The sequence below is a fragment of the Mesorhizobium sp. YC-39 genome (genome assembly GCF_025753795.1).
In the GTDB taxonomy this organism is placed as follows: Bacteria; Pseudomonadota; Alphaproteobacteria; order Rhizobiales; family Rhizobiaceae; genus Mesorhizobium.
Map to the genome: position 1 here is coordinate 1,332,068 of NZ_JAOWPS010000001.1, position 23,925 is coordinate 1,355,992.

Here is a 23,925-nt window from a genome sequence, read left to right on the forward strand (position 1 = left end):
CGGGAATTTTGTGGAGGAGAAAACAATGAAGTTCATGCACAATCTCGTTGTCGTCGCAGGCCTGCTGGCCGCGACCATGACGGCCAAGGCCGAGGATCAGGCTCTGATCGACGCGGCCAAGGCGGAAGGTCAGGTCGTCTGGTACAGCGGGCTGATCGTTCGCCAGGTCGTGACGCCCATCAAGGAGGCGTTCGAAAAGAAGTACGGCATCACCGTCAATTCCGTGTCCATGGCCTCGCAGGAGGCGGCTCTGCGAATCCTGAACGAGGGCCGGGCAAACAATATCCAGGGCGACGTCTTCGACGGTACGGCGCCGCTTTCGGCAGCCATGGAGGCCGGCCTTGTCGGGCAATACGTGCCGCAGGAGGCGGCGGATTATCCGGCAGAGTTGAAGGACCCCAATGGTTACTGGACCGGTCAGATCGTTCAGGTGACCTCACCGGCCATCAACACCGGCCTGGTGAGCGCCGCCGATGCACCCAAGACCTTCGAGGATCTGCTCGATCCGAAGTGGAAGGGCAAGATGGCCTGGTCGAGCTCGGAAGAGATTGCCGGACCTCCCGGCTTCATCGGCAATGTGCTGAGCTATATGGGCGAAGAGAAGGGCATGGCCTATCTGGAGAAGCTGTCGCAGCAGCAGATCGCCAACGTGCCCAGCAATATGCGGGTGGTGCTCGATCAAGGCATTGCCGGGCAGTATCCGCTGGTGCTGTCGATCCTGAATTACCATGCCGCCATCAGTGCTGCGCAGGGTGCTCCGGTCGAATGGCTCAAGCTGGAATCCTCCGTCTTCACGTTCGGCACGGTGCAGATGCTGAAGAACGCGCCGCATCCCAACGCGGCCAAGCTGTTCCTTGAATTCCTGCTCTCCGACGAGGGTCAGCAGGTCATCGCGGATGCCGGCTATATCCCGGCAAGCCCGCGGGTAAAGGCCAAGGATCCGACGCTGAAGCCCGAGGAGGGCAAGTTCGCGGTGACCGTCATTTCGTCCGAGACGTTTGCGGAGAACAAGGACAAGTGGGTCGGCATCTATCGCAAGCTGTTCAAGTAAACGCGCCCCGCCGGGTTTCCCCGGCTGCGGAACCCGGCGCAACATCTCGAGACGAAGCAGGAAAATGACGAGTACATTGTCCACCACGGCAAGTGAACGGCCGCAGGGGCGTCGCCTTGAGGCGGGCCGCGTGCTTGTCTGGCTGTTCATCGGATTGATCGCGCTTCTGGTGCTTCCGCCGGTGTGGACGCTGCTGCGCTCCAGCTTTTCCGAACGCCTGCCGGACGGCACGGAGTTCTTCACCCTCAACAACTACGCCCTGTTGCTGAGCGAAGGGCGGTTCTTCACTTCCGCCTTCAACTCGATCGTCTTTTCACTGGCCTCGACCCTGGTTTCACTGTTTCTCGGGGGAGCGGTTGCCTGGTTGGTCGAGCGCACCGACGTGCCGTTCAAGCGGCTGGCCTGGTTCACCACCATCGTGTCGCTCGGCACGCCCTTCATTCTCTATGTCACGGCCTGGAGCTATATCCTCGGCCGCGCGGGGCCGCTCAACGACATCTACCGCTTCGTGACCGGCAGCAGCGAGACGCTCTTCGAGGTCAACACGCTTTCGGGCATGATTGTCATCGAGGGGTTCATCTGGGCGCCGCTCGCTTTCCTGCTGCTTTCGGCGACATTCCGCGCGGCCAATGCGGAGATGGAAGAGGCGGCGCGCATGTCGGGCGCCACGGTTATCCAGACGATCATGCGCATTTCGCTGAAGCTGGCCTTTCCAGCGATCCTGGCATTCTCGCTGTTCGCCTTTATCCTGAACCTCGAGGCGTTCGAGGTTCCGGCTCTCATTGGCATGCCGGGCAGGGTCAATGTCCTGACGACAGACGTCTACCAGGCGGTCAAGGAGATGCCGCCCCGCGTGGGCTTCGCAAGCGCGTTTTCGGTGGTGATGCTCTTCATCATTTCCGCGCTGCTCTACTTCTACGGCCGCATCTCACGCTATGCGGAGCGCTTCGCGACCATCACGGGCAAGGGTTATCGCCCGCGCCCCATAGCGCTCGGTCGCGCACGCTGGGCCTTTTCCGCGATCATTCTGCTCAACTTCGCGGTGACCCTGCTCCTGCCGCTGATTGCAATGATCTGGATGTCGGTCATGCCCTATGTCCAGCCCATGCGGCTGCATGCGCTGAGCTTTGCCACGCTGCAGAATTTCGGCACGGTGCTGACCTCGCGATACTATCTGTCGCTGGTCACCACGACGCTGATCGTTGCGGCGGTCAGCGCTACCGTCACGATGATCATCACGCTGCTGGCCGGCTGGCTGGCCGCTCGCCGTGCGCCGGGCGGACAGGCGATCGACCAGCTCGTGGTCATACCGTTGATCTTTCCCGGCGTGGTGCTGGGCGTTGCGTTGCTGGAAGTGGCGTTGCGGCTGCCGTTCCCCCTTTACGGCACCATGTGGCTGATCGTGCTCGCCTTCATCATCCACTACATGCCGTTCGGCATGCGCTACACCTATGCCGGCGTGCTGCAGATACATCCCGAGCTGGAGCAGGCGGCGCGCGTTTCCGGCGCGCGGGGGTGGTCCATCCTGTCGCGCATCCTTGTTCCGTTGCTGGCTCCCGCACTGGCGTCCGGCTGGCTGTTCATCTTCCTGCTGGCGTCGAAGGAAATGTCGTTGCCGCTGTTGCTGGCCGGCCCGTCCTCGCAGACGATCTCGGTGGCCATGTTTGATCTGTGGGGCAACGGGCAGATCGGCGAGGTCGCCGCGCTCGGGCTGCTCTGGGCTGTTTTGATGACATTGTTCGGCGTGGCTTTCTTCGTGATCAGCCGTCGCCAGACCTCGATGACGTTTGGAGTTTAGCGTGGCAGAACCCAGCAATTTCCTATCGGTGTCCGGCCTCGAGAAGGTCTACGGCGTCCTTGGTGCGAACAGGATCGGCTTGCAACCGACATCCTTCCAGCTGCCGAAATCCGCGTTCTTCACGCTGCTCGGCCCCAGCGGCTGCGGCAAGACGACCACGCTGCGTTGCATCGCCGGACTGGAGCGTCCGGACAAGGGCACGATCCGTGTCGGCGACAAGCTTGTCTTCGATTCAGACGCCGGCATCGACGTGTCGATGGACCGGCGCCAGTTCGGAATGGTGTTCCAGTCCTACGCCATCTGGCCGCACATGAATGTATTCGAGAACGTGGCTTTTCCGCTGCGCGTCTCGAAGGACCGCCGCTTCAGTGCGAACGAGATTAGGAAGGCAGTAGGGGAGGCGCTGGATACAGTAGGTCTCGGCGGCCTCGCCGAGCGTCATGCCACGCGGCTTTCCGGCGGCCAGCAGCAGCGGGTCGCGCTGGCGCGGGCAATCGTGCGCAGGCCAGATCTCCTGTTGCTAGACGAGCCGCTGTCAAACCTTGACGCGGCGCTGCGCGAGGAGATGCGCAACGAATTGCGCCGCCTGCAGCAGCAGATGGGGCTGACGACGGTCTATGTGACGCATGACCAGTCGGAAGCGCTCGAACTTTCCGACAGCATCGCGGTGATGAATGCGGGCCGCATCGTCCAGATCGATACGCCGCGCACTATCTACTTCAATCCCGTCGATGAGTTTGCTGCCGGTTTTGTCGGCACCACCAACTGGATCAGGGGCGAAGTCGAACGGGTGTCCGGCGACAGGATCGTGGTCAAGACCGATGCCGGATCGCGCGTGGAATGCGCAGCGACGGCCAGCTATTCGCCAGGCGACAAGGTCAGCCTGGCTGTCCGTCCCGAGGTGGTGGAAATCGCGCCGGAAAACGCAGCGCCGGCTCCCGGACTGAACGAGATCGCCGGACGGATCGTGTTCTGCGGCTTCAACGGCAGCCTGACCCGCTACCAGGTGCAGGCGAGCGACGCGACATTCCAGGTTTATGGCAGCCCCAAGGCCGGCTTCAAGCTCGGCGATGCGGTTGCGTTGCGCTTCGACCCGGCCTCGGTGGTGTTGTTCACGCGGCCAGCCGGATGATGATCACCGTCCTGCCGGACATTGCACTTGAATATGACGGAGAATCGAATGATCGGAGCCTGTTCTTTCCTGCGGAAGAAATCGCAACACAGCGATGCCGCCTTCTACAGCCACTGGCTGAATGTGCACGGCCCACTAGCCGCGCAACTCCACGGCGTGAATCGCTATCTGCAAAACCATTTCATCGTCGACTCGCCCCACACCAACGACCTGGCACGCAGCCTGAACTTGAACGGGCTTGCCGAGATGTGGTTCGAGAACGAGACGGACCGGCAGATCTGCTACGATTCCAAACAGGAAAAGGTCTGCGACGTGGACTCCCTGCTGTTTATCGGGGCCAGCGCCCGCGTCGTTACAGACGTGACGCCTGTCATCCGGCCGCGGGAGCCGGCCAGGGGCGAAAGGGTGTTTCTGTTCACCGGCGACGATCCGCGCGACCTCGGCGATATCTTCAAGGCGATTGCGGGCTTCCCGGGGGTTATCGGTGTCACCGATCATGTTGTGACCAAGCCCGGCGCCGAGCCGACGCAGGAGCGGGAAGCAGTGCAGATCAAGGTCTCGCGCATCGTCACCGTCACCGCCAACGATCCCGGGATACTCGATCGCGCCCATGACGTCGTGATCGCGGGTGGGGGCGATTCCATCGCGGTATTCGACAGCACGGAGCACTATCTCATTTGATCGGCCAATGAATGAACCGGTTCATTACGCGGAAAAATTCTACAGCGCAGGCAGGGGTCTGCCTCCGCACAGCAAGTGCAAACCAAGGGAGGAATGACATGAAGAAGATTGCTTTAGCGCTTGCCGCCACACTGCTGGTGGCCGGCGCCGCGACGAAATCCTATGCGGAGGACTTGCTGATCGGCACGCTCCTGCCGCTGACAGGACCGGGTTCGGCCACCGGAACCGAGCAGCAGAACGGCATCGATCTTGCCATCAAGCACATCAATGCCAAGGGTGGCATCAATGGCAGGATGCTGAAGGCGGTGGTGGAGGACAGCACAGGCCGTCCCGATCAGGCGGTGCTGGGCTTCAACCGCCTGACCGACCTCAACAACGTCCCCGTGGTCATGTCGGCATATTCATCGGTGACGCTTGCGGTCGACCCTCTGGCGGCCCGCAAGCAGGTGCTGCTGGTCAATGCGGGTGCGCAATCCGACCAACTGGCAACTGCCAGCCCGTATCTCATCAACACCATTCCGCAGATCCAGGGCGAGGCCGAGTTTCTGGCGCAGTTCGCGAAGCAGAAGCTGGGCACCAGCGCGGCGCTGCTCTATGAAAATGCGGCGGCGGGGCGCTCCGGCCGGGATGATTTCGCCAAGGCATTCGAGGCGCTGGGCGGCAAGATCGTTGCCGATGAACCAACCGAATTCGGCCAGACGAACTACCGGCCGCCACTGCTTGCCATAAAGGCTTCCGGGGCGCAGGTCCTCTACATCGCGGTGACACAGAACTTTGCGGCTATCGCGGAGCAGATAAGCCTGATTCCGGATTTTCCCGCCGTGGTCGGCAATACCTACTCGACGCCGTTCTTCGGCAAGCCAGGCGCGGAAGGCTGGTACAACACCACTGTCGTCTCGAAGACTCCGCTGGCATTGGCCGATGAGTTTAAGGCCGAATACAAGGTGGACTTTTTCGAGGTCCAGTCGCGGGAATACTACAATTCGGTCTTCATCATCGCTGATGCCATGAAGAAGGTCCTGGAAGAGGGCAAAGAGGTCAATGGCACGAACTTACGCGATGCGATCCTGGCCATCGGCACATTCAAGTCGGACATTGCCGATATCACCTTCGAGGGTAGTAACACCGCAAAGCGTCCCATCGCTATCGAGCAGAACGGCAAGGATGAAAGGATCGTGGTCGATTTCACCCCATAACAGCGAAAGAGGGATCTTGGTCAAACGGGATCTGGTGCTCGCCAACGATTCGAATTTGAGGAACGTGACGAAGTCCTTTTGCGTCAGGTTCAAGCGTAAGCCGGTCGTCCTCTTGTCGTCGGAAGTGCGGCTGAGCGTGCGGCTTGCATCCCGCGCGGCTTTCGCGGCCGCCCCAAGCCAGGCGGCGCATTTTTCGGCACCGGTAACCAAAGCGCGGTTTTCAAGCACGAGAGTCTCCTGCACGTTCACCTATGGGTCCGTCGTGCCAACGCCGAAACACCACGCTTGCATTGACGCCGCCAAAGCCGAATGCGTTGGAAATCGCATAGTCCATTTCCAGCGGACGAGCCTCCTTCGCCACGAAATCTATTCCGTCGCCAGCCGGGTCGGGGTCGTTCAGGTTCAAGGTCGGCGGCGCGACTTGATCTCTGAGCGCGAGGATCGTGAAGATCGCTTCAAGGCCGCCGGCCGCTCCAAGCAGATGGCCGGTCGCCGATTTCGTCGCACTGACCGCGATGCCACCGGTTGCGCCGAACACCCGTTTGATCGCTGCGAGCTCGGCCCGGTCTCCCACCTGCGTGGACGTGGCGTGGGCGTTGAGGTGGCGTATGTCGCTCGCGGTTACGCCGGCTTGTGCAATGGCAATTTCGATTGCCCGCCGCGCACCATCCCCATCATCTGGACCGGACGTGATGTGATGGGCGTCGGCCGTTGTGCCGTAGCCCACCAGTTCCGCGATCGGCTGAGCGCCACGTGCAAGCGCGTGGTCGAGAGCCTCGATCACCAGAACACCCGCACCTTCTCCCATAACGAAGCCATCGCGCTGCGTGTCGAACGGACGCGAAGCCTCGGTCGGCGTGTTGTTGAAGTTTGTCGAAAGCGAGCGCGCTGCGCTGAAGCCGCCGAGACTGACAGTATGGATGCAGGCTTCGGTTCCCCCGCAAACGGCAATATCGGCCTCGTCGTTGCGGATCAGACGGGCTGCATCGCCGATGGCCTGCACGCCCGCCGCGCAGGCCGTAACAGGTGCTCCCAGCGGCCCCTTGAAACCGTGGCGGATCGATATCTGTCCCGCCGCCAGGTTCACGAGAAACGATGGGACGGTGAAGGGTGAAAGGCGGCGAACACCGTGTTGGTCGACCATCCGTACCGCTTCGGTAATGGCGGGAAAGCCGCCGATACCGGAGGCGATGATCGCGGCGGTACGCAGACGTTCATCCTCCGAGAGCGGTTTCCATCCCGCCTGGGCCAGCGCTTCTTCCGCCGCGGCTAACCCGAACACGATGAAGCGGTCCACCTTTCGCTGGTCCTTGGGAGCGAGGATGGTGCCGGGGTCGAAGCCTTCTCGCGCAGACTCCTCCAGCGTGGGAACAACGCCCCCGACCTTCGCCGGCAGATCGGCGACCATCTCGACCGGAAGCCTTCTGAGGCCCGAATGGCCGGCGAGAAGCCGCGACCAGGACGTTTCCACATTGGCTGCAAGAGGGCTAACCGCTCCCATACCGGTGACAACTATGCGCCGCATCTTCACTCCAGCTTTTCCTTTTGCAGCGAATCGCAAGTCTATCGCGGACGCTCGATGGCAATTGCCGTCGCCTCTCCACCCCCGATGCATAGGGCAGCTATGCCGCGTGAAAGGTTGCGGCGCTGCAAGGCATGAAGCAGTGTGACGATGAGACGCGCGCCGGTCGCTCCAATCGGGTGCCCGAGCGCGCACGCGCCACCATTCACATTCAGTTTGTCCCAAGGTATTGAAAGGTCCTTCGCTGCGGCCATTGCGACTACCGCAAATGCTTCGTTGATCTCGAAGAGATCGACATTGCTGACATCCCAGCCGGTTTTCTGGAGGAGTTTCCGGATTGCCGGGATTGGGGCCGTGGTGTACCACGCCGGCTCTTGGCTGTGAGTTGCATGGCCCTTGATTTCAGCAAGGATGGGTAATCCCTCACTCACCGCAATGGAACCGCGTGTCAGGATAAGGGCGGCAGCGCCATCGGCATTTGCCGAGGCGCTTGCGGCGGTAATGGTGCCATTCTGACGAAACGCAGGCTTGAGTGACGGTATCTTCTCCGGCGAAACTTTGAGGGGATGCTCGTCGGTGTTGATAAACTTGCTGCCATCCTTGGCTGGCACCAAGACCGGAGCGATCTCGTCCTTGAAGGCACCGGTGTTGATTGCCGTTCGAGCGCGCGTCAGTGTCTCGATGGCGTAAGCGTCCTGATCCGCGCGTGAAAACTGGTATGCCTCGGCCGCGGCTTCGCCGAAATCGCCCATAGGACGGCCTTGCTCATAGGCATCTTCAAGCCCGTCGAGCATCATGTGGTCGAAAATCTGGTTGTGCCCGGCCCGATAACCGCCACGGGCCTTCGCGAGTAGGTATGGTGCGTTGGACATGGATTCCATGCCGCCAGCCACAACCATCTCGGCCGAGCCTGCCCTAATCAGGTCATGGGCTAACATGGTCGCCTTCATTCCCGATCCACAGACTTTGTTGATCGTAGTCGCTCCAACTGCGTCGGGCAGTGTTGCGCCCCGCGCAGCCTGCCGTGCCGGCGCCTGCCCTTGGCCAGCTGGGAGGACGCAACCCATAAACACTTCGTCAACTCGATCGATGGGAACGCCCGCTCTATCCAAGGCCGCCCTGATCACATGGGAGCCCAGTGCGTGAGCCACCAGAGGAGAAAGATCGCCGAGAAAGCGCCCCAGAGGAGAGCGCACCGCCGACACAATGACGACCGGATCGAGCGATGAGGACATAGATGAGGACATAAGGGTAGGCTTCCTATGGGTTCGGGTTTCGACGCCGCCAGCGGTGGCACCTGGGCCATGGGGGGCTGCCGTCGACCATGCCTTTCAGACATGAGCGTAGAGTTCGAGGCTACTTTGGTTGCCGCCACATGAGAGCAGCGCTCACAAGTGCATTCTGCATAAGTGCAATTACACATTTTGTCAAATGCCTTATCCCCGTCAGTGTCAGCCGTCTGGCGTAGCGCCTCCGCTTAGGCTCAACTTCTCGCTGACCACAATCTAAGCGACACTTCATTAGGGCGTTGTCGTCAACGACCGGCCAAGGCAAGCGCTGACATTCATGAGAGACATTTTGCCGAAGGCCATTGCAACGCCCGCGCTGTTTGTATATGTGTAATTGCACACTTTGACGTTAACTACCGAAGACAGGGTGATGGGAGGCCAGGCTGTTCAGCACGCTTCCGACCAACGGCGAAAAACCGGGAGCTGCCGCTGTTGCGGTCATAACAACCGCAAGGGCTCTCGCGAGCGAAGCCCCCTCGAATACATCGCGCGCGATCGCACGCGACAGGACCGACAGCCCGCAGGCGCCAAGCGCCTGGATAATCCGCCCCAAGATCAGATGGGACAAAGTGCTTGCGACACTGGATATAAGGCAGCCGGCGACGAACACCGTGAGGCTGCCGAGGACGAGCCGCTCACGACCGAAACGGTCGGCTAGCGGCCCCACGACAAGCTGGCCAAGCGCGAATGCGATGAAGAAGCCGCTAAGGGTCGGCCCCAATTCGGGCGTCGACACACCAAGCGTCTCTCCGATTGTTTGAAACGCGGGTGGGATGATGTTGGTCGACAAGGACCCGAGTGCCGCCAGGCCGGCCAGCAGGAACACAATGTCGCCCGATAAGGCGCGACTGGTCGCCTTCGGATGTGTGCCTTTCGACGCGATATCATCGCTCACGATCGCACCGCAATGCACGCTGCGATGAAGCCAATGCAGCGAAAATACTTGAGTTCTCGGAACACATACTAGGGTCTTTAATTGTGAGGTGAGGGTTGCAGATGGAGACCGGCGGAGAATGTGTGGCGGGCCGCTAGACCTCAGCCACGCATTCCTGCAAATGCAGCCCGCATTTCCCGGACCATCGCATCCGGAGCCTCAAGCGTGCCAAAGTGCGCGCCTTTCTCCAGCACGTTCCAATAGATCAAATTCGGATAGCGTTGTTCCGCCCATGAGCGGGGAGATTTGAAGATATCGTTTTTGAATACAGTGGCTGCCACCGGCAATTTGATGGGCGCACCACCAAAAGTTGAGTTCCGCGCTTCCCAAAATGCGCGAGCGGACAGGACGCCGCTTTGGGTGAACCAGGTGCAGCGAGATGTTATCCAGCATGTCGTCGATGCCGATTGCGTCTTCCGGATTCCCGGTATTGTCCGTCCAGCGGTGGAATTTTTCATAAATCCACATCGCTTGTCCGATAGGTGAGTCGGTCAGGCTATAACCGAGGGTTTGCGGCCGCGTTTTTTGGAAGCGCGAGAAGCCGCCTTCTTCGAGTTGTGTCCAGCGGAAAGCCTCGAACGCCTCCCGTTCCTCCTCCGTTGCATGTTCGCCAAGCTCACGCGGAATGGCAAACAGCAAATTCAGGTGGATCGCGGCCAGTCCTTCCGGCGGGTGCTCGGCGAGATCCGACAGAACGTGCGCGCCGTAGTCCCCGCCCTGCGCGACCCACTTGCCGTAGCCGAGGCGGACCATCAGGGCCGCGCACATCCGCGCGGTGCGCGCGTGTGTCCAGCCTTGCTCCCGCGGCGGCTCCGTGAAGCCCCATCCGGGCAGTGACGGCAGGACTACGTGGAATGCATCCTCCGCACGTCCACCGTAAGCCTCGGGATCGACCAGCGGCTCGATCAGCCGGATGAACTCCACGATCGAGCCTGGCCATCCATGCATGAGCAGGACCGGTATGGCGTCGGAATGCTTCGAAGGCACATGAAAGAAATGAACGTCGGGGTTGTCGATGCGAGTAATGTATTGGGGGTGGGAGTTGGCTCGCGCCTCGAAGCGCCGCCAATCGTAGTGATTGAGCCAATAGTCCGCGACCTCGCGGGCCTTGTGCAAGGGGACGCCTTGTACCCAACCATCCGCCGTTTCCTTGTGAGGCCAGCGGATATTCGCCAGACGACGTTTCAGGTCGCCGATCGCCTCGTCCGATATGCCGATGCGGAAAGGCCGCACACTTTCATCACTTTGTTCGGCACCGGATGCTTCGGCCATGGTTCTCGATCTCTCTTGGCAATATGTGTCTATGATAGACACATATTGCCATACTAAATGCAACCATGAAAATTGCATATTGCGCGAAAGGTAGTTTTCAGACTGAATGAGGCGATGATTGACGTTCGCTTTCCGACCGCGCTGCAGATGATGCTGAGCCTCGCCCTCGCGCAGGAGCGAGGAGAGGGGCTGCTGAGTTCCAGCCAGCTTGCGCGAAGCCTCGGCGCCAATCCGAGCTTCGTCCGGAAGATGCTAGTGCTGCTTAGCGATGCCGGTCTTGCTGAAGCCGCGCGCGGAAACACTGGAGGAGTGCGGCTGACGAGACCCGCGGCAGCAATCACGCTGCGGGACGTCTATCAAGCAGTGACAAAGGACAAGCCTCTCTGGGCTCCCAGAGAGGGTGTGCCTAGCGTATGCATGGTTAGCAGCAATGCTGGCGAGTACTTCTCGGCTATCTCTGCCTCGGCTCAGGAGGCTACAATGGCGAAGCTTGGCCAAAGCACGCTTGCTGATGGTCTTGCCCAACTTCGAGCGCTGGATGCCCGCCGACAGCAGGTAGCACGCCAGGCCAGTTGATCACGTGCGACCGGTGGTTTCCGAGTGTGCTCGGGCTTCGGGTAATTCGGGCCAACCTTCTGCCAGTGCCTTTCGATCCATGCCTCCAGATCCTGGACCAGCGTGTCTACCATCATCGCGCCGTCATCAGCCGTTGCTTCCGAAGGACGTCCAACGACGCCGTTTGGTGTGGTCGCTGGCATCGCGAGGAGAAAAGCCGGCCGGAGTAATGTCGCTGACGTCTTCGGTTTTTTCCGGGCGGACCATTTCCGGCCGCAGATGCATAAGAATCGAGGTTTCGCCGCGATTGGCATGGATGTCCTCACCATCACGCAGGTAAAGGTCGCGGGCTCGGCGGGATACCATAACCCCATCGTCGCATAGCGGCATTCGGGAAACTCGTATCGCAACTGTGGGATCGCGCTGCGGAGCGAGGGATCGTTGGTCGCATGACCGGAGAACATCAGCAGTTTTCGAATACCGTCGTTGCGCACCCACGCTAGAAAGCGCCTCCGCTCAGATCGATGTGTAGCCCGCGTCTGCCGAAACGATGCTGCCGGTCATCAGGCTCGATGCGTCGGACCCTAGGAAAAGGACAACGGAGGCGATCTCGTCCGGTCTGCCGAATCGTTTCATCGGGGTGAGGTCGATCCAGCGATCGACCGTGCCATCGCCCTGCTCCACGCCCGCGAGCAACGGCGTTTCGATATAGGTCGGCGCCACCGCGTTCACGCGCACGCCGCGCCGTGCCCATTCGACGGCCAGCGACCGAGTCAGGTGGTGCACGCCGGCCTTGGAGGCGTTGTAGTGGCATTGGGGCTGCGGGGTGTTGACGATGTCGGCCGACATCGAGCCGATGTTGACGATCGAACCGCGGCCGGCCTGGAGCATCTTGCGCCCGAAGGCGCGGCAGCACTTGAAGACGCCGGTCAGGTTGACGCCAATGACTCGGTCCCATTCCTCGTCGGTCAGATCCTCGGCTGGTATGTTGGAGACGACACCAGCATTGGAGACGAGCACGTCGAGGGGCGGCAGCAAGTCGGCGAGTGCGCGGAGGGCTTCACTCTTCGTGACGTCCAGTTCATGCGCCTCGGCCTTTAGGCCACGGACTACGAGCTTTTCCGCGACCGTCCTTGCGCGCGCGCCGTCGAGGTCGGTGACATGGACAATGGCCCCGGCTTCCGCCAGAGCCGTAGCGCAGGCCTCGCCGATCCCCTGGCCCGCTCCCGTTACCAGCGCGATTCGACCCGTCAGATCGAATTTGGATGTGTATGACAAGGGTTCCTCCATATTTCGTCGTTTGGTCCTGCTCATAGTAGTAGAACTACCATTTTCGCCAGCGTTGTTATGGCTTTGGCCCTCTGGCAAAGCGATCACAGAACCGAAAACACAGTGAAATCCTGGCCAATCGCTGGGAGCGTAATTGATTCACATATCAAAAGCAAAGGCTTAGGAGAAGAGAGACAACATCTGGTGATTGATCTCAGCTGTAGCCGGGAAGAAGGTTGCGCTAACTAGTAAATCTAGTTTATGAGGATCAGTGGATCAGACCCCGGAGGCGCGGGGCAGGTAGAGGAAGCCGTCCTTGATAACGGAACTTGCCGGGAAGCTTTTCATAGACGGTGCCTGGAAGGCGGGCGAAGGGGCTCGGATTCCGGTTGAGAATCCGGCGACGGGCGAGGTGCTCGCCCATATCGCCGCCGCGACGCCGGCTGAGGTCGACCTGGCTGTCGCGGCTGCCCGCAAGGCTTTCAGGAACTGGTCGCGCGTCGCTCCGGTCGAGCGCTCGAAGGCACTCCATAGCCTGGGCGACATCATCCTTGCCGAGGCGAACGTCATGGCCCGCATCATGACGCTCGAGCAGGGCAAGCCGCTCAACGAGGCCAGGGGTGAAATCGTCAAGCTTGCCGAAGCCTGTCATTTCTATGCGGAAGAAGCGGTGCGCATCCATGGCGAGATCGTCCCGAACAGCACGACAGACATCGACAGCCTCGTCGTGCGCGAGCCGATCGGCGTGGTCGGCGCCATCACGCCCTGGAACTACCCGGCGGAACTGGTCGGCTGGAAACTGTGCGGGGCGCTCGCCGCTGGCTGCACCATCGTCATCAAGCCGGCCGAACTGACGCCGTTTACAGCACTTGCCATCTCCAGCATGGTCGAGAAGGCCAGGATTCCGCCTGGCGTCGTCAACGTCGTCACTGGTCCTGGGTCCAAGGTCGGTCAGGCACTTGTGGAGCACCCCGGGGTGGACAAGATCGCGTTCACCGGCTCCAGTGCCGTGGGCCTTCACATCCAGCGGTCGTGCACCACCATTAAGCGGCTGTCGCTGGAACTCGGCGGAAACTGTCCCCTCATCGTGACGGCTTCGGCCGATCTCGATGCGGCGGTGAAGGGCGCGGTCCGCCGCTCGTTCCGCAACATGGGCCAGATCTGCATCGCCATCAATCGCATCTATGTCGCGCGGCCGATCGCGGACGCGTTCGTGGATCGCCTGGGAGAGGCGGCTGACAGGTTGGTCATCGGCAATGGCATTGAAAGGCCGGATGCCGATGTCGGTGCGATGGCTTCCGCCGAGCCGCTCAACAAGACGAAGGAACATCTGGCCGACGCGCTTGCCAAGGGCGCGAAGCTCATCGCCGGCGGCAGTGCGCCGGAGGGCGACGCCTTCGCCAGCGGCTATTTCTTCCGGCCGACCGTGGTTGCCGGATGCACCCACGGCATGAAGGTGATGACCGAGGAGACCTTCGGGCCGCTCGTCGGCGTGATGGCCTTCGATGGGCTTGACGAGGCGGTGGAACTCGCCAATGACACGCCCTTCGGCCTCGCCTCCTACGTCTATGCCAAGGACATGGACGAGATCCGCTATTTGTCGAGCCGGCTCGACTACGGCAACGTGGCCGTCAACAATGTCGACGCCGGCATCATGAACGCGCCCTATGGCGGGCGCAAGCAGAGCGGCGTCGGCTATGAGCACGGCCGCGAAGGCATGCTCGAATACCTCAACTTCAAGCACGTGCGTATCCGCTACGACGAGCCGAAGGGGAGGTGAGCGTGGTGACGCAGGCCCTCCTCGGCATCGACATCGGCACGTCAGGCTGCAAGGCGCTGCTCATCGACGCGGACGGCAAGGTGCTGGCGAGCTGCACCGAGACCTATGGGCTGTCGCAGCCGCATCCCGGCTGGACGGAGCAGGATCCGCAGCTGTGGGTCGAGGGCGCGCGGGCGGCCGTCGCCGGCATCCTCGCACGGCGGCCGGACGTCGGGATCACGGCCGTCGGTCTCTCCGGCCAGATGCACGGCCTGACCCCACTCGATGCGGCGCACAAGGTTCTGCGTCCGGCGATCCTGTGGAACGACCAGCGCAACGGGGCCGAGTGCGACGAGATCAACCAGCGGGCGGGCGGGCTCGAGGGATTGCTGGCGCGCACCAACAACCGCATGCTGGTCGGCTACACCGGCGGCAAGATCCTGTGGATGCGCAACCACGAGCCGGAACTGTTCGGCCGGCTGCGTCACGTCCTGAACCCCAAGGACTACCTCCGCCTGGTGCTTACGGGAGAACTCGCGACCGAGGTTTCGGATGCGTCGGGCACCGGCCTGTTCGACACCCGCAAGCGCGTCTGGGCAACCGGCCTGCTCGGTCTGCTCGACATCGACCCGTCGCTGCTGCCGCCGTGCCACGAGTCGCATGTCGTCAGCGGGCGTGTCAGCAAGTCCGGCGCGGCACTGTTCGGGCTCCCGGCCGGCACGCCGGTGGTTGGCGGTGGCGGGGACAGCGTCATCCAGACAATCGGTTCGGGGGTTATCGCGCCGGGTGAGTTGCAGACCACGATCGGCACGGCAGGCATCCTCGCGGCAGCGCTTGACGAGCCGGTGGCCAATCCGGACGGCCGGCTGCAGGTCTTCTGCAACGTGGCGCCGGACAAGTGGCACTGCATGGGCGTCTCGCTCAACGCCGGCGGCGCGATGGAGTGGCTGCGAATGTTGCTCGGCGGCTTCGCTGGCGGCGATACACCTTCCGCCGAGCGGATGGTAACGATTGCGGCCGGCGCGCCGGCCGGCGCGCGGGGGCTGCTTTTCCTGCCCTATCTCAACGGTGAGCGGTGTCCGCATCCAGACCCTTCCGCGCGTGGCAGTTTCGTCGGGCTGACCGCACGCCACGGCGCGGCGGACATGGCCCGCAGCGTCATGGAGGGCGTGACCCATTCGCTGTTCGACATCTACGCGCTGATGGAGAAGGTCGGCATCGGCCGGGCCGTGATCAAGGCCTCCGGCGGCGGCGCACGCTCGGCGTTGTGGCGACAGATGCAGGCGGATCTCTTCGGCTGCGATGTGGTGACGACGGAAGGGGCGGCGGAAGGCGGCGCCTTTGGAGCGGCGCTGATCGCGGGCGTCGGGGTGGGGGTCTGGCCGAGCGCAATCGAGGCGGCACGGGTGTGTCGTCCCGTCACCCGCGAGACAGCGGATGCGGCCGCGGGCGAATTGCTGCGCAAGGCCTTCAAGATTTATGGCGGCCTCTATGGCGCGCTGGCCCCAAGCTTTGCCGCGATCGGCAAGGCTGGACTCGACCGTTGATGGCAGAGGGAGGCGTCGCATGAGCCTACGCAAGGACAGTTACAAGGCGCTTGTCTTCGACCTTGACGGCACGCTTATCGACAGCGCGCCCGACATCGCCGCCGCCGTGAACAAGGTGCTGGAACGTCGCGCCTGGCCGACGCAGAGCGTCGCCTTCATCGAGACGTTCATCGGTTTTGGGCCGCGCAGATTGCTGCTCGACATGTTCGTGGCTCTCGGCCTGCCGAGCGACGATGCGACGGTGGACGAGGCGGTGAAGGAGTACCTCGACAATTACAACCGGGAGCCTGCCGAACGCACACTGTTCTATCCGCATGTCCGCGAGGACCTGGAGGCGCTCCACGGCGCTGGCGTGCGCCTCGGCATCTGCACCAACAAGCCGCAAGGGCTGTCGCTGAAGGTACTCGAAATCTTGGGCGTCGCGCCGCTGTTCGACGCGGTCGTGGGCGCGGATGCGGCGCCCGTTTGCAAACCGCACCCAAGCCATCTGCTCGCGGTCGCCGAGCGCATGGGCATCACTGGCGACGTCTGGGCCTATGTCGGCGACACCGCCGTCGATCAGGCGACCGCTACTGCGGCTCGCGTGCCGTTTTATGCGGTTTCCTGGGGATGCGGCGGAAAGGTGGCTGTGGAGTCCGAGTGGCGCCTTGACCGCCTGATCGATCTGGCAGCCAATTCCGGACTTGTTCAGGGCAGGTAGGGAGGCCGGTGGCGATGAGCCTGTTGCAACGCATCGTGCAGGAGAGTGGGGAGATGGGCTCGGCCGAGCGCAGGGTGGCCAACTTCGTCAGTGCCAATCCGGGCGACGTCATCCATATGAGCATGGCGCGCCTTTCGGAGCAGTGCGCGGTAAGCGATCCGACCATTATGCGCTTCTGCCGACGCTTCGGCTTCCAGGGTTACCAGGACTTCAAGCTCAACCTCGCCCAGAGCCTGGTGCCGTCCGCGCCCTTCGCCTACGAGCAGATTGTTCCAGGCGATTCGATCCAGAATGTCGTGCGAAAGACGGCGCGCAACTCGCTGAACGCCATTCAGCGGCTGCTGGAAGATCTCAATCCCGGCGAGGTCGAAGCCGGTGCGAGGCTGCTGTCCGCTGTGTCGTGGGTTGGCATCTATGCCAGCGGCATTTCCGAGATCACGGCGCTCGATGCCGAGCACAAGTTCCAGCGCCTCGGCATGCGTTGCGCGGCCCTCATCGGGCGCAAGAAGCAATGGCTGCATGCGGAGACCTCGCGGCCGGATGAGGTCGCGCTGATCTTTTCCCAGTCGGGGCATACCAAGCAGATGGTTGACGTTGCGACGGCATCGCGCGCCAGGGGCGCGCGCGTGCTGTCGGTCACCGCCGCGGGGAGCCCGCTCGCGCATGTATCGGACGTGCTGATTGCGGTGCTGCCCTACGACCGGACCGAGATCATGACGCCGCTTGCGTCGCGCCTCAACCACCACCTCGTCGTCAACATGCTGGTGACGGCGATCGCCATGACGAGCGGCAGCGAATTCCCTGACCAGCTGCCGGCTCTCGATTCCTGGCAGACAGACAAGATCTGAACACTGCCCGCATGCGAGCCGCCGAAAGGAAGACGACTATGAGCGCACAGGACGAAGCCAAGAAGGCGGCCGGACGCCGTGTGATCGAGGAATTCGTCAGGGATGGCATGAAGCTCGGCCTCGGCTCCGGTACGACCTCGCATTTCTTCGTTCGCGAGCTTGGCAAGCATGTCGCGAACGGCCTGAAACTCACCTGCACGACCACCTCGCGCTCTACCAATGACGTCGCCCGCCAGGTCGGTATCGCGCTTACCGACCCCAACGAGATCGGCGAGCTCGACCTCACGATCGACGGCCCCGACGAGATCGATCACGAATTCAACATGATCAAGGGCGGCGGGGCCTGCCTGCTGTGGGAGAAGATCATTGCCCATGCGTCCGTGCGCATGATCACCATCTGCGATGAAACCAAGATCGTGGAGCGGCTCGGCGGCTTCCCGTTGCCTGTGGAGGTGGTGCAGTTCGCCTGGAAGCAAACCGAACGCATGGTCGCCGAGGCGCTCACAGACCACCGCATCAAGAATGCGATCATCGAACGCCGCATGCGCGACGGGCAGCCGGTGGTGACCGACAGCGGCAACTTCATTCTTGATTGCCGCTGCGGTGTCATCCCGTCGCCGGCCAAACTGGAGACGGAATTGAACCGAATTCCCGGCGTGGTGGAGAACGGCCTGTTCACACGCGAGTCGCGAGGAATGGTGGTCGGCCGCCTCGACGGTACGACCTACGTATCTTTGCGTCACGCGTAGTGAAGTCTATATTTTGATCAATCCTTAGATCAATACCATCGACCGGCGCCGGATCAGGGTGTGATCAGCTAAGCAGGGGCCGGGTCGTTTTTGATTATGGCTTAATGCTATGAAAACAATGCAATTTTTATAGACCACCGGAACCATCGATGCCAAATTCATGTATCGAAGATCCCTGGAGATAGGGCTAGCTTGCCCTCTTGCCTTGGTTCCACAAAGCTAGTATTGCTAGCTAAATCACATCCTGGGAGGAAAACAGATGGATCGATTAAACGGACTGACGCGGCGCGGCTTGCTGAAGGCGGGCGGCGCACTGGGTGTGGCTATGGGTGCGAGCGCTCTCGTGGGCAAGCCTGCCTGGGCGCAGGAAACCGGCTTCATCCCGTTTAGCAACAAGAGCCTCGACTACTACTTCTTCGTCATCCAGGAAGAGGCTGTGAAACGCGCTGTCGGGGCGAACAAGATGAAGTTCCAGGCAACTAACGCCAGCTTCGACAATACGCGTCAGCTCGAGCAGTGGCAGAGCCTCATGCTGAAACAGCCTTCGGCGATCGTGTCGGATCCGATCGACAGCCAGGCGATCGTCTCGGCCATCCGCCGCTACAATCAGAAAAAGATACCCGTTGCGATCATCGACACCCCGTCCGATGGCGGCGACGTGGCGATCACAGTCAGCTTCGACAACAAGCTCGGCGGCGTCATGGCCGCACAGCAGATCATCAAGCGCTTGACCGAAAGGCATGGCAGCCCGAAGGGCACCGTGCTCAACTGCTTCGGCGCGCTCCAGAGCGTGGCCTGGCGTCTGCGCAAGGAAGGCATGGACGCGGAATTCGCGAAATACCCCGACATCAAGTATCTGGCGCGTCCGACCGAAGGACAGCTCGATCAGATGCTGGCCGTGACCCTTTCGACGCTCTCCGAATTTCCCGATCTCGATGCTGTCCATGCGCCGTCGGACTCGCCGTCGCGCGGCATCGTCACCGCGCTCCAGCAGAAAGGCCGCTGGAAGAAGGTCGGCGAAGACGGTCACGTCATCTTCGTCAACATCGATGGCGAACCGGTGGCGCTGAAGTGGATCCAGCAAGGCTTCATGGACGCCTGCGTCTCGCAGGACCCGATCGCCTACGGCGAAATCGCGGTCGAGATGCTCGTCAAGCACTCCCTGAAGGGCGAAGCCGTTCCGATCGGCACATACGAGAACAAGAAGTACTTTTGGGAGAAGGGCGAGATCGTCGCCGGCGCGACCGGTCCGACGCTCATCATCCCGCCCTTCGTCATCGACGGGTCCAATTCCGGTGACGCGCGTCACTGGGGTGCGATTTCCGAAAAGGAATGGGGCATTCCCTACACTTGATCATCCGCGCAAAGATGTCCTCCCGTGCCACGCCGGTCCCGCCGGCGTGGCACTTGTGGCGTGAGGGATCGCTCCGCATGATAGCAGCCCGACCGATCGGGAGTTCGTAATTGACAGCCGAATCCGCCAGACAGCCCAGCGAAGACCCGTTTATCTTCAGGGTCGAGAACCTCAGTAAGCGCTATGGTTCAACCCTGGCGTTGCGCGATGTGTCGCTCGGAATCCGGCGCGGCATGATCCACGGGCTTCTGGGTGAGAACGGTGCCGGCAAGTCCACCCTGGTCGGACTGATATCCGGTCAACGCGTCCCATCCAGCGGCACCATCTATCTCGACGGCCGGCCGATCGAGAATGTCGACGTGAAGGAGATGGAAAAGGCCGGCGTGTTCCTGGTTACCCAGGAGCCGATGATCATCGATCACGTCACGGCGGCGGAAAACCTTATGCTCGGCATCTGGCCGAGCAAAGGCGGTTTCGTGAACTGGCGCAAGCTCAGGGCCGATGCCTCACGCATGTTGGCGGGCACGGGCATCGACCCGCAGGCGATGGCTGGCGGTCTGGACGCGGTTGCCCGCCGCAAGCTCAACATCCTGCGCGCCATGTTCAGCGGCGGCAAGGTGATCATCCTCGACGAGCCGACCGCAGCACTTACCGTCGAGGACCGCGCCCAGCTCTTCACCTTCATGCGCGAACTGAAGGCGCAGGGCGTCACCTTCATCTTCATCTCGCACTACAATGACGAGATTCTCGAGATCTGCGACGCCTGCTCGGTGCTGCGCGACGGGGCGCTGGCCGGCGGCACGGAGGATGTCGGCAGCCTGACGTCCGAGCAGCTTTCGGAGCTGGTGCTTGGCCGGGGCCTCGTGCTGTTTCAGCGCGAACGCCACGCATTCGCGGCCGAGGAGCCGGCGGTGCGACTGCGCGACGTGGCCAGCGGCAAGATCGGCGTCAAGGCGTTCGACCTGCGTCCCGGCGAAATCGTCGGCTTCACCGGACTGCCGGGGGCAGGGGCCAAGGAACTGGCGCGCGCAATCTTCGGGCTCGCGCCCACCCAGTCCGGAACCATTGCGTTCGGAACGGAAACGCAGCGCCCGCTGCCCGCCACCCCGCGTGACGCCTTCGACATGGGCATCGCCTTTCTCTCCGACGACCGGCATCGCGACGGTCTCGTGGCGCAGATGACGATCGGGGAAAACATCTCGCTGTCGTCGCTTTCGGTCGTGGCGCGCGCCGGTTTTCTGCGGCCCGAGGCAGAGAAGCTGCTTTCGGACCGCTATTTCCGCGCCATGGGAATCAAGGCCGCTGGCCCCGCGGCGGTGGTCAACACGCTAAGCGGCGGCAACCAGCAGAAGGTCTGCCTTGGCCGAGTGCTGGCCACAAAGCCGCGCCTACTCATCCTCGACGAGCCGACGCGCGGCATCGACATAGGCGTCAAGCAGGATGTACTGCGCATCATTGACGAGCTTGCCCGCACCGGCGTGTCCGTCATTATCGTCTCGACCGACACCGACGAGATCGTGCGCGCCGTCGACCGAGTCTGCGTGTTCGAGGACGGCGCGATCCGCGAAGAATTTTCAGGCGAGGCGATCTCCAGCGAGCGCCTGCGCCAGGGAGCCAAAGAGCGGGCGGATGGATGACAGCCGCCGGACAAGGAAAGACACAATGAGCCAAACGACCACAGCCGTTGCAAAGCCGACCACGGCCGCCGCCCCGCGGCAAGGCGGGAAGTCGACGCTGGGCTGGGTGCTGCACAACGTCGTGTGGATCTGGCTGATCGCGCTGGTCGTCATCTTCGGTCTGTTCAACGAGTTCTTCTTCACCACCTTCAATCTGCAAAACATCATGGTGCAGGCCACCGTGCTCGGCATGATCGGGCTTGCGGTCGCGCTCCCGCTGCTGGTCGCCGAGATCGACCTTTCGCTTCCCGCGAACCTCGGCTTCTCCTCGGCGATCGGTGCCATGGCCTATTCCGATCTCGGCCTGCCGTGGCTGCTGGCGATGCTGGTGGGGATCGCGGTTGCCACGTTGATCGGCTTCTTCAACGGCCTCTGCATCACCAAGCTCAAGATGGTGTCGCTGATCCAGACCCTGTCGATGATGATCATCCTGCAGGGCGCTCTTCTGGCGCTGACCCAGGGCCGCACCATCACCAACCTGCCGGACGCCTATGTGTGGATCGGCCAGGCCGCAATCGGCGGCGGCTGGCCCATCATGCCGGTCGTCTTCATCATCACGCTCGTCGCCATGGCCGTGCTGCTGCGCAACACCGTGCTCGGCCGCAGCATCTATGCGGTTGGCGGCAATCCCGTCGCTTCGAATTCGGCCGGCATCCGCGTCGACCGGATCAAGATCATCACCTTCACCATCGCCGGATTCCTCGCCGGGGTCGCGGGCTTCCTGCTCGCCTCATGGCAGATGGCCATCACCTCCAACCAAGGTTCCAGCTACCTGCTTTACGCCATCGCCGCGCCGATAATCGGCGGCGTGAGCGTGTTTGGCGGGCGCGGCAACATTATCGGCGTGCTGGGTGGCGTGCTGCTGCTCACCGTCATCCAGGTCGGCCTGGCCATCATCTCCGTGCCGTCCTTCTATGTCGGCATGATCGGGGGCTTCATGATCTTTATCGCCGTCGCCATCGACGCGATCCGCGTACGCTACTTCGGCTGATGCCGCCCGCCGCACCATCGGCCACCAGCTCCGTGCTCGAAGCCCTTCGCTCCGTTCTGGGTGCCGCAGGCTTCATCGACGGAACGGCGCCGGAAGCCGAGCGCTACCTGCGCGACTGGACGGACGACTATCAGGGCGCGGCCCTTGCCGTGCTGCGGCCGAGATCGGTCGAGGAGGTGCAAGCGCTGGTGCGCATCTGCGCCAAGCACCGCGTTCCGATCGTCCCACAAGGCGGCAATACGGGGCTTGTCGCCGGCGCCATCGTTGATGGCCCGCCAAGCGTCGTCGTGGTCTCGCTCGAGCGGCTCAACCGCATCCGCGGCATCGACGCCGTGAACTTCACGCTGCGGGTCGATGCCGGGGCAGTGCTGCAGGCGCTGAAGGATGCAGCCGAATCCGAGGACATGCTCTTTCCGCTGGCGCTGGGTGCGCAGGGTTCATGCCAGATCGGTGGCAATGTGGCCACGAACGCCGGCGGCATCAACGTGCTGCGCTACGGCATGACGCGCGATCTCGTGCTGGGGCTCGAAGCCGTCCTGCCCGACGGCAGCCTGTGGGAAGGCATGACCGGACTGCGCAAGGACAATCGCGGCTACGATCTGAAGCAACTTCTGATCGGGTCGGAAGGAACGCTGGGCATCGTAACGGGCGTCGAAGTGAAACTCTTCCCGCGGCCAGCCAATGTGGAGACGGCCTATCTCGGCGTCGGTTCCTTCGCCGACGCCATGGCGCTGTTCGGCATGGCGCGCCGCGTCTGCTCCGACCTTTTGACAGCTTTCGAGGTGATCGGCTCCGAATGCATCGCGCTCGCCACCTTGAGCAATCCCGAAACGCGGGTGCCGCTGGAAGGCGAGTGGCCGGTGCATGTCCTCATGGAGCTTGGCTGCAGTTCCGCCATCGACGGCCGGGCGCTGATCGAGGCGCTGCTTGGCGAGGCTTTCGAGGCCGGCCTGCTCGGCGACGGCACGATCGCGCAGAGCCGTGCCCATGCGCGCGCCTTCTGGGCGATCCGCGAAGACCTTGTGGAAGGGCAGGCAAAGCGCAGCCGGCACATCCGCACCGATCTGTCCGTGCGCCTGAGCGACGTGGCGCGGATGATCGAGAGCGCCCGCACTTACGTTCTGTCGAACTGGCCCGGCTGGGAGCCTGTCGCCTATGGCCATGCCGGCGACGGCAACATCCACTTCAACGTCATGCCGCCGACGGGCCTGTCGGCCGGGGAGGTGCGCGAACGGGGCACGGAGCTGCTGGACGGCCTCTACGGCCTCGTTCGCGGCTTCGGTGGCTCCTTCAGCGCCGAGCATGGTGTCGGCCGGAGCCGCCGTGCGGTCTACTGGGAGTGGCTGACGCCGGAGCAGCAGAAGACTGCTGCCGCGGTCAAGGCTGCCTTCGATCCGCTGGGAATCATGAATCCGGGATGTCTGGTGTCCGATTGATATTGCAGCTTAGCCCCCCGGAATGCACGCGCATACGTCGGTGGCCTGACCCAGGGAGCTTAGCGATGCGCGTCCACGTCCTTGCCTTGGCTGAGGGAGTGCTTGTATTTCGCCGTGAGGACCGCGAACACAACGCTAACCGACAATAGTTTGGAAAGGATTGGAA

At 62.3% G+C, this 23,925-nt stretch carries 21 protein-coding genes; 15 read left to right on the top strand and 6 right to left on the bottom strand.

From position 1 onward, the window contains the following. Positions 1-25 precede the first annotated feature (25 nt). The 5 genes from OHD62_RS06305 (at position 26) to OHD62_RS06325 (ending at position 5,858) form a co-directional block, all read left to right on the top strand. Positions 26-1,051, top strand: coding sequence for an ABC transporter substrate-binding protein (locus OHD62_RS06305; protein ID WP_263781608.1), 1,026 nt, complete (start codon positions 26-28; stop codon positions 1,049-1,051). A 64-nt stretch (positions 1,052-1,115) separates the two neighbouring features. Beyond that, positions 1,116-2,849: an ABC transporter permease gene (locus OHD62_RS06310; protein WP_263781609.1), complete on the top strand. Its 1,734-nt coding sequence runs from the start codon at positions 1,116-1,118 to the stop codon at positions 2,847-2,849. Position 2,850: 1 nt separating this feature from the next. Then, positions 2,851-3,981 carry an ABC transporter ATP-binding protein gene (locus OHD62_RS06315; RefSeq protein ID WP_263781610.1) on the top strand — a complete coding sequence of 377 codons (1,131 nt, stop codon included), beginning with the start codon at positions 2,851-2,853 and terminating at the stop codon, positions 3,979-3,981. Positions 3,982-4,029: 48 nt separating this feature from the next. Continuing rightward, on the top strand, positions 4,030-4,662 hold the full coding sequence (locus tag OHD62_RS06320; RefSeq protein WP_263781611.1) for an EthD domain-containing protein: 633 nt from the start codon (positions 4,030-4,032) through the stop codon (positions 4,660-4,662). 98 nt (positions 4,663-4,760) lie between these two features. After that, positions 4,761-5,858 carry an ABC transporter substrate-binding protein gene (locus tag OHD62_RS06325; protein WP_263781612.1) on the top strand — a complete coding sequence of 366 codons (1,098 nt, stop codon included), beginning with the start codon at positions 4,761-4,763 and terminating at the stop codon, positions 5,856-5,858. Between the two features lie 220 nt (positions 5,859-6,078). On the opposite strand, the gene fabF is transcribed toward OHD62_RS06325, so the two are convergent. The 4 genes from fabF to OHD62_RS06345 form a co-directional block, all read right to left on the bottom strand. Next, positions 6,079-7,383, bottom strand: coding sequence for a beta-ketoacyl-ACP synthase II (fabF, locus tag OHD62_RS06330; RefSeq protein ID WP_263782304.1), 1,305 nt, complete (start codon positions 7,381-7,383; stop codon positions 6,079-6,081). A 38-nt stretch (positions 7,384-7,421) separates the two neighbouring features. Beyond that, entirely contained in the window at positions 7,422-8,615 is a 1,194-nt protein-coding gene (locus tag OHD62_RS06335) for an acetyl-CoA C-acyltransferase (RefSeq protein ID WP_263782305.1), read from the bottom strand. Between the two features lie 403 nt (positions 8,616-9,018). Then, positions 9,019-9,564: an MFS transporter gene (locus OHD62_RS06340; RefSeq protein WP_263781613.1), complete on the bottom strand. Its 546-nt coding sequence runs from the start codon at positions 9,562-9,564 to the stop codon at positions 9,019-9,021. 198 nt (positions 9,565-9,762) lie between these two features. Next, positions 9,763-10,875, bottom strand: coding sequence for an epoxide hydrolase family protein (locus OHD62_RS06345; RefSeq protein WP_263781614.1), 1,113 nt, complete (start codon positions 10,873-10,875; stop codon positions 9,763-9,765). A 114-nt stretch (positions 10,876-10,989) separates the two neighbouring features. Between OHD62_RS06345 and OHD62_RS06350 the strand changes: the two genes are divergently transcribed. After that, entirely contained in the window at positions 10,990-11,451 is a 462-nt protein-coding gene (locus tag OHD62_RS06350) for an RrF2 family transcriptional regulator (protein ID WP_263781615.1), read from the top strand. A 126-nt stretch (positions 11,452-11,577) separates the two neighbouring features. Here the strand turns inward: OHD62_RS06350 and OHD62_RS06355 are convergent, their stop codons facing one another. Both OHD62_RS06355 and OHD62_RS06360 read right to left on the bottom strand, forming a co-directional pair. Next, a complete protein-coding gene (locus OHD62_RS06355; RefSeq protein WP_263781616.1) occupies positions 11,578-11,820 on the bottom strand; it encodes a creatininase family protein in 243 nt (80 codons plus the stop codon). 126 nt (positions 11,821-11,946) lie between these two features. Next, on the bottom strand, positions 11,947-12,720 hold the full coding sequence (locus OHD62_RS06360; RefSeq protein ID WP_263781617.1) for an SDR family NAD(P)-dependent oxidoreductase: 774 nt from the start codon (positions 12,718-12,720) through the stop codon (positions 11,947-11,949). 295 nt (positions 12,721-13,015) lie between these two features. Between OHD62_RS06360 and OHD62_RS06365 the strand changes: the two genes are divergently transcribed. The 9 genes from OHD62_RS06365 to OHD62_RS06405 all read left to right on the top strand — a co-directional run bounded on the left by OHD62_RS06365 (position 13,016) and on the right by OHD62_RS06405 (position 23,759). Further along, positions 13,016-14,479 carry an aldehyde dehydrogenase family protein gene (locus tag OHD62_RS06365; protein WP_263781618.1) on the top strand — a complete coding sequence of 488 codons (1,464 nt, stop codon included), beginning with the start codon at positions 13,016-13,018 and terminating at the stop codon, positions 14,477-14,479. A 5-nt stretch (positions 14,480-14,484) separates the two neighbouring features. Then, a complete protein-coding gene (xylB, locus tag OHD62_RS06370) occupies positions 14,485-16,005 on the top strand; it encodes a xylulokinase (protein ID WP_263781619.1) in 1,521 nt (506 codons plus the stop codon). 19 nt (positions 16,006-16,024) lie between these two features. Next, entirely contained in the window at positions 16,025-16,705 is a 681-nt protein-coding gene (locus OHD62_RS06375) for an HAD family hydrolase (RefSeq protein ID WP_263781620.1), read from the top strand. 14 nt (positions 16,706-16,719) lie between these two features. Beyond that, positions 16,720-17,553, top strand: coding sequence for a MurR/RpiR family transcriptional regulator (locus OHD62_RS06380; RefSeq protein ID WP_263781621.1), 834 nt, complete (start codon positions 16,720-16,722; stop codon positions 17,551-17,553). Between the two features lie 38 nt (positions 17,554-17,591). Beyond that, positions 17,592-18,302 carry a ribose-5-phosphate isomerase RpiA gene (gene rpiA / locus OHD62_RS06385; protein ID WP_263781622.1) on the top strand — a complete coding sequence of 237 codons (711 nt, stop codon included), beginning with the start codon at positions 17,592-17,594 and terminating at the stop codon, positions 18,300-18,302. Between the two features lie 259 nt (positions 18,303-18,561). Further along, positions 18,562-19,656 (top strand): substrate-binding domain-containing protein, encoded by a 1,095-nt coding sequence (locus OHD62_RS06390; RefSeq protein ID WP_263781623.1) that lies wholly within the window; start codon positions 18,562-18,564, stop codon positions 19,654-19,656. 110 nt (positions 19,657-19,766) lie between these two features. Next, entirely contained in the window at positions 19,767-21,293 is a 1,527-nt protein-coding gene (locus OHD62_RS06395; RefSeq protein WP_263781624.1) for a sugar ABC transporter ATP-binding protein, read from the top strand. 25 nt (positions 21,294-21,318) lie between these two features. Beyond that, positions 21,319-22,323 carry an ABC transporter permease gene (locus OHD62_RS06400; RefSeq protein WP_263781625.1) on the top strand — a complete coding sequence of 335 codons (1,005 nt, stop codon included), beginning with the start codon at positions 21,319-21,321 and terminating at the stop codon, positions 22,321-22,323. A gap of 32 nt (positions 22,324-22,355) precedes the next feature. Beyond that, positions 22,356-23,759 (top strand): FAD-binding oxidoreductase, encoded by a 1,404-nt coding sequence (locus OHD62_RS06405; RefSeq protein ID WP_263781626.1) that lies wholly within the window; start codon positions 22,356-22,358, stop codon positions 23,757-23,759. The last annotated feature ends 166 nt before the right edge of the window (positions 23,760-23,925 follow it).

Bases quoted from the DNA above. Each gene is read 5' to 3' on its own strand.
- OHD62_RS06305 (WP_263781608.1), top strand. From the start codon at position 26: ATGAAGTTCATGCACAATCTCGTTGTCGTCGCAGGCCTGCTGGCCGCG.
- OHD62_RS06310 (WP_263781609.1), top strand. From the start codon at position 1,116: ATGACGAGTACATTGTCCACCACGGCAAGTGAACGGCCGCAGGGGCGT.
- OHD62_RS06320 (WP_263781611.1), top strand. From the start codon at position 4,030: ATGATCGGAGCCTGTTCTTTCCTGCGGAAGAAATCGCAACACAGCGAT.
- OHD62_RS06325 (WP_263781612.1), top strand. From the start codon at position 4,761: ATGAAGAAGATTGCTTTAGCGCTTGCCGCCACACTGCTGGTGGCCGGC.
- fabF (WP_263782304.1), bottom strand. From the start codon at position 7,383: ATGCGGCGCATAGTTGTCACCGGTATGGGAGCGGTTAGCCCTCTTGCA.
- OHD62_RS06335 (WP_263782305.1), bottom strand. From the start codon at position 8,615: ATGTCCTCATCGCTCGATCCGGTCGTCATTGTGTCGGCGGTGCGCTCT.
- OHD62_RS06345 (WP_263781614.1), bottom strand. From the start codon at position 10,875: ATGGCCGAAGCATCCGGTGCCGAACAAAGTGATGAAAGTGTGCGGCCT.
- OHD62_RS06350 (WP_263781615.1), top strand. From the start codon at position 10,990: ATGATTGACGTTCGCTTTCCGACCGCGCTGCAGATGATGCTGAGCCTC.
- OHD62_RS06355 (WP_263781616.1), bottom strand. From the start codon at position 11,820: ATGCCGCTATGCGACGATGGGGTTATGGTATCCCGCCGAGCCCGCGAC.
- OHD62_RS06360 (WP_263781617.1), bottom strand. From the start codon at position 12,720: ATGGAGGAACCCTTGTCATACACATCCAAATTCGATCTGACGGGTCGA.
- OHD62_RS06375 (WP_263781620.1), top strand. From the start codon at position 16,025: ATGAGCCTACGCAAGGACAGTTACAAGGCGCTTGTCTTCGACCTTGAC.
- OHD62_RS06380 (WP_263781621.1), top strand. From the start codon at position 16,720: ATGAGCCTGTTGCAACGCATCGTGCAGGAGAGTGGGGAGATGGGCTCG.
- rpiA (WP_263781622.1), top strand. From the start codon at position 17,592: ATGAGCGCACAGGACGAAGCCAAGAAGGCGGCCGGACGCCGTGTGATC.
- OHD62_RS06390 (WP_263781623.1), top strand. From the start codon at position 18,562: ATGGATCGATTAAACGGACTGACGCGGCGCGGCTTGCTGAAGGCGGGC.
- OHD62_RS06400 (WP_263781625.1), top strand. From the start codon at position 21,319: ATGAGCCAAACGACCACAGCCGTTGCAAAGCCGACCACGGCCGCCGCC.